Raw genomic sequence first — 5,216 nt, forward strand, 5'->3', positions numbered from 1 at the left:
TCACTGCATCCATACTGCGATTCGGACATCACCCAACCAGGCAGGTCCACGGATTGAGGCTTAGCACCCATGATGATCGGTGTGCCGGTGAACCCGACCCGGGCGGCGTTGGGCAGCGCCCTCTGCAGTGCGGCGTGCAGCGTGCTGCCGTGTGAGCGGTGCGCCTCGTCCACCAGCACCAGCACCTCGGGAGAGGCGTCCAGTTCCCCAATGCTCTTCAGCGCCGCGTCGTCAGTCTTCTCAGCCTCCGGGTTCCGATACTTTTGGATCATCACGAACACCAACGCCTTGCCGGGCGTGGCCAGCAACTCCTTGGCCTTCGCCACCCGGTGCGCGGTGTACACCGTCTCACCGGTCAGCTCCGCGACGCCGGACAGTTGCCTCTGTAGATCTCGCCGGTCGGTCACCACGACGACCTTGAAGCCGACCAGCGCCGGATGCGAACGCATCACCCGCACCAGGAACACCATGGTCAGGCTCTTGCCAGAACCCTGGGTGTGCCAGATGACTCCGCCCCGCCGGTCGTGCTCGCCGTCCTGCGTCCGGGTCCGGCCGGCGATGAGCCGGTCGATCGTGGCCCGCACCGCGCGGTACTGCTGATACCGCGCCCCGATTTTAATCTTGCGACCATCGAGCTGCGTGAACAGCGTGAAGTGCCGCATCAGATCCAGCATTCGGGCCGGGTGCAACATCCCCGCGACCAGTCGCTGCTGCGACGACAACTCCGCCACGCCGAGGTCGGACTTCACATCGTCTTCGGGTACGGGAGCCGTGGTTTTCCACTCGGCGAAATGCTCGTTCAGCGAGGTCAACGTGCCCACCTTCGCCGTCTCGAAGCAGGTGGCCACCACGAACTGGTTGGTGTGGAACAGCCGCTCGCTGCCCTCCGGCTCCACCGAGCCGCGCTGATTTGCGTAACGGCGCAACTGCTCAACCGCGTCGCCGATCGGGTCCGGCTTGGTCGGCGATTTCGCCTCGACCACGACCAGCGGGATGCCGTTGACGAACAGCACGGCGTCCGGCCAGATCGATGTACGGCCGCCGGGCGGGTCGATCCGGAACTGGTTGACGACGAGGAAGTCGTTGCGCTCCTGCGGATCCGCGGACTGCCAGTCGATGAAGTGGACGGTGCGGACGCGACCACCGTCCCAACCGTCCACCCCCTCCGCCGTCACACCAAGCAGCAGCTTCTCGGTCAGCTCCTCGTTGACTTCGAGCAGGGAGTTGGCTTGGGGCCGGGTGAGCTGCGAGACCGCCTGGTTGAGCCGCTCCTCGTCGAGCCACTCGTTGCCGCTGTCGTCCAGGTTAATCCGGCGCAGGGCGGCGTGGAGCCGGTCGAGCAAAAGCACCTCGCGGAAGCTCTCCCGGCCTGTGACGCCCGGTGGGTCGGACTGCGTGCACTCGAGGTGCTCCCAGCCCATCCCACGAAGCTGCCGTACCAGCGGCAGCTCAACCCGTTCATACTCTGACCCCGATCCCACAGCGCTATACCTTCCCGGCGGAATTTACCCGGACCTGTCCCGTCAACAAGTCCTTCATCAACCCCTGCTTGGCGGCGATGAGCTTTCTTACCTGGTTGTGAGTATCCTGCAACGGTCTGGCCGCGTCGGCAACAAGGCGGACAATTCTTTCCTGCTCCTCCAAGGCGGGTAGCTTGATTTCCAAATTCATGACGATGTCTGAGCTGATCTTTACCATACTCTCCGATGTGCCCACCGCAAGAGCCTCAATTTGCTTTCTTGCGAACGGCGATCTCAACGCAAGCTCCAGGAAGTCGGTACGGACACCAGGACCTGCTGTTAGTCGCATCATTAAGTCTGGATAGATGCATGGCATACCGATGTCTCGATATCTGCCTGCGAGGCCTACGTATTCGCGGGTGTTTGCGCGAGACACTAGGAGATCCCCGTCTGCGAGGCGAGCTCGCCCAACTCTGGGATCACGCGGAGGCGAATTTTTGATCTGTCTCGGCTCGAACCCCGTGGGCGTTAGGCAGCCCAGTCCCAACATAGCCACCCCCGTGAAGTCCTCAACCTCCTTGGGGCTATATCCGTTCTTTGGCCGCCCTTGCAGCAATTCGGCAAGCTTCGCCAGTCGCCAGCCCGTAGTTTCTGCCATGACGTGGGAGGTAAGCGCAAGGTGAGTGCGATCCAATTTGGTGACTAGTTGACGTTTCGAGAGAATCGACTCGTCTGCCGCCTCCAACACTTCGACAATTCCAAGCTGCTCCCGCCAAGGTGGGAGGTAAATCGGAAAACGAAGCCAGCTTTCCTGATCGAATGTCATCTTCTCAATTACGACGCCGTGGCTCGCATGGAGATAATAGGCGTACATGAGTGGCGACTTGGCGAGCCACGAAAAGAACTTCGTGCCACAGCGGTCGGTCCCAGCAAAGCTGGTGTAGCTCTTCGATATCGCGGCGCCACTAAACTCCTCTGAAGCTAATGAGCAAGCTCCATGTACCACCTGCATACGCGCAATAACGAAGCTGCCGGGTATCACCTTCTGTAGAGTCTTCGTCAGAATATCTCTTCCGAAGACGTGCCCTCGCTCGAACATTCCACCATTTCGGCGCCGAATGCTCACGAGTCTATAGCTTTCAGAATCGCGCATTCGGATTGGAACAGACACCTCCCTGAGGCAATCTCCGATCTTCTCGGTGGTCCAGCCTTCCGGACGATCTCCGCAGAACTTCTTCAATATCTGGTTAGGCATACCCCAGCTCCTTAAGATAGGTGGTGAGCTGGGTGGTGGTCGCGTCGCGTTGGGATTCGAGGTCTGCGAGGGACACGGCGTACTTGTCCCGCCAGTTTTCGAGAGCGGCGGTGAGCTTGCGGCGGTGAGCGGTGACATATCCGTCAAGGTGCGCCGCCAGGTCGGCGTACCAGATCTGCATGACGAGATCTTGTTCCTGTTCGCCCGTCAGGTCTGCTCGCGCCTTCTCCAGGGTCGCGATAAATTGCGCCATCAGCTCCCGTTGACGCTTCTTTGCCTTGGTCAGCTCAGCCTTGAGCCGCTTCAGCTCGGTTGGGCTGACGGCCTCCTCGGCTTCGTCGTCGGTCGGCTCTTCCTCGTCGTCGGCCGGGGCGGTCGCTGCTCTGATCTGGGCGTCGAGCTCGGCGCGCTGCGACTCGACAGCGTTCAGCTCCTCCAGGTATTCGGGCACGAGCTTCGGCACAAGCCGGTGATCAAGCGGGTCCATCTTGGACTTATCGTCGCCCAGGGCGGTGCTGATGGTAGTGACCCAGCCGTCGACCACGCCGTCGAAGCCGTGGGTGGCGAGCGTGCGCAGGTTAAACTGGTTGGCGTCCCACCAACGGACGATGACCCCGGCGATCTGGAAGCGGTCGAGCAGCCCGATCGGCAGCAGCGCGGTCGTGAACGACTCGATTAGCTCGGCGCGGGCCGCCATCAGCCGCTTGGTCGACGGCAGCTCGATCACGAGCTTGCGGTGCTCCTCCCACCATTCCTGTTGTGCGGCAGCCAGGGCGGCCTCGCGTTCGCGTACCCCTTCGTGGGCCGTGACCAGCGCGGCGAGTGCGGCGCGGTCGACGCCTTGGGCGAAGTCGTAGTAGGCATCGTCTCGGTCGACGAACACGGCGTCGGTGGTAAAGCCGTGCGCGGTGAACAGGTCGGCCTTGTCTGCGACCTCCGCCTTGGGCACGCCGCCCTGCAGGTGGGCGCGCACGTCGTGTGGCTCCGGCGGAGGCGCGTTGTCGGCGTATCGGCGGATGTTGAGGTTGTCGTCGTTCTCCCGTAGTTCCTCTCGGGTGACGACCCGCGCGTAGCCGGGGATGTCCCCGAACGCCTCGTACGCGTATACGATCTTCTCGATGTGCTCGGGCAGTAGATAGTTTTGCGCCCGGCCGCCAGAGAACTCGTGATCGGCGTTGACGAACAGCACCTTGCCGGCCCGCTCGACTGGCTTGCCTCCGGGGGCGCGCAACACGAGCACGCAGGCGGGGATGCCGGTGCCGTAGAACAGGTTCGGGGCTAGGCCGATGACGGCCTCGATGACGTCGTCGTTGAGCAGTTTGGTGCGGATGTCCCGCTCGGCGCCCCCGCGGAAGAGCACGCCGTGCGGCATGACGGTGGCGGCGATCCCGTTGCCTTTCAGCACGGCCACCATGTGCTGGACGAACATCAGGTCGGCCTTCTTGCCGCCCTCGGGTGCCCAGCCCCAGCGGAACCGGTTGCTGTAGCGCATGCCGTCGCTGGTGTAGTTCAGCGAGAACGGCGGGTTGGACAGCACCCGGTCGAACAGGTCGAGCTGGCCGCCGTGCGCGTGGCGCGGGTTGGCCAGGGTGTCGTCGTTCTCAATCTTCGCGTCGGGGATGCCGTGCAGCAGCAGGTTCATCTTGGAGATCGACCAGACACTGCCAGAGTTCTCCTGCCCAGCCAGGACCAGGTTGCGAGGGTTGCCGCCGTGCTCTTCTACGTACTCATTAGCGTGGATGAGCATGCCACCCGAGCCGGAGCATGGGTCGTAGACGCTCATACCCTCTTGCGGCTTGACCAGGCGGACCATCATGCGGACCACGGCGCGCGGGGTGTAGAACTCGCCGCCCTTCTTGCCTGCGGAGTCCGCGAACTCCTTGATCAGAAACTCGTAAGCAGCGCCGAGCAGGTCGGGGAACTCGAAGTCCTCGGTCCGCAGCCGGTACCGGCTGAAGTGCTTGATCAGGTCCCGGAGCTTCTTGTCCGGGATGCGGGAGTTACCGACCTGCCGGTTGAAGTCGATGTGCTGGACCACCCCTTCAAGGGATGCCGGGTTGGCGTCCTCTAGGGCGGCCAGCGCCTTGTTGATCTGGTCGCCAACGCCGTCGTGCAGCCGTTGCAGGTGATCCCAGCGCGCGTGCGGGGGAACGAAGAACGCCTCACGGTACGACTAGGGCTGTTCGGCCCGGTGCTCCGCCTCGGCCTGCCCGCGGGACTTGAAGCGCTCCAGGACGCGTTCCCGCTCGGCGTCGAACATGTCCGACGCCCGCTTGAGGAACAACATCCCGAAGATGTACTCCTTGAACTCGGACGCATCCATCTTGCCGCGCAGTATGTCCGCCGCCGAGTACAAGTGCCGCTCCAACTGCGGCAAGGTCAACTTCCGCACGTGCCCACTCTCCGTCCGTGCACGATCATCTAGCGCGCGCCCTAGCCTCAACGCCGCTCGGTTAAGCCGTTGCGGCGGCGGTCAAGGGTGTGTCGGTCGGGCATGGGAA

3 protein-coding genes and 1 pseudogene are annotated in these 5,216 nt (G+C 63.0%); all 4 read right to left on the bottom strand.

What is annotated here, in order from left to right; all coding sequences use genetic code 11:
* Window positions 1-1,481 (bottom strand): type I restriction endonuclease (locus ACFHWU_RS28580; RefSeq protein ID WP_416592220.1); only part of this gene is annotated, 1,481 nt, incomplete at its 3' end.
* Window positions 1,482-1,485: 4 nt separating this feature from the next.
* Window positions 1,486-2,715, bottom strand: coding sequence for a hypothetical protein (locus ACFHWU_RS28585; RefSeq protein WP_416592221.1), 1,230 nt, complete (start codon window positions 2,713-2,715; stop codon window positions 1,486-1,488).
* Window positions 2,708-4,708 carry an N-6 DNA methylase gene (locus tag ACFHWU_RS28590; protein WP_416592222.1) on the bottom strand — a complete coding sequence of 667 codons (2,001 nt, stop codon included), beginning with the start codon at window positions 4,706-4,708 and terminating at the stop codon, window positions 2,708-2,710. Before ACFHWU_RS28590 ends, ACFHWU_RS28585 begins: the two co-directional genes overlap by 8 nt.
* Window positions 4,682-5,107 (bottom strand): annotated as a pseudogene (locus tag ACFHWU_RS28595) (type I restriction-modification system subunit M N-terminal domain-containing protein); the annotation flags it as partial. The gene ACFHWU_RS28590 and the pseudogene ACFHWU_RS28595, both read right to left, overlap by 27 nt.
* Window positions 5,108-5,216: the final 109 nt, after the last annotated feature.

The organism is Micromonospora sp. LOL_015, assembly GCF_048060275.1.
In the GTDB taxonomy this organism is placed as follows: domain Bacteria; phylum Actinomycetota; class Actinomycetes; order Mycobacteriales; family Micromonosporaceae; genus Micromonospora_E.

What these genes read in the sequence shown, in the direction of transcription:
- ACFHWU_RS28585 (WP_416592221.1), bottom strand. Translation starts at nt 2,715, where the DNA reads ATGCCTAACCAGATATTGAAGAAGTTCTGCGGAGATCGTCCGGAAGGC.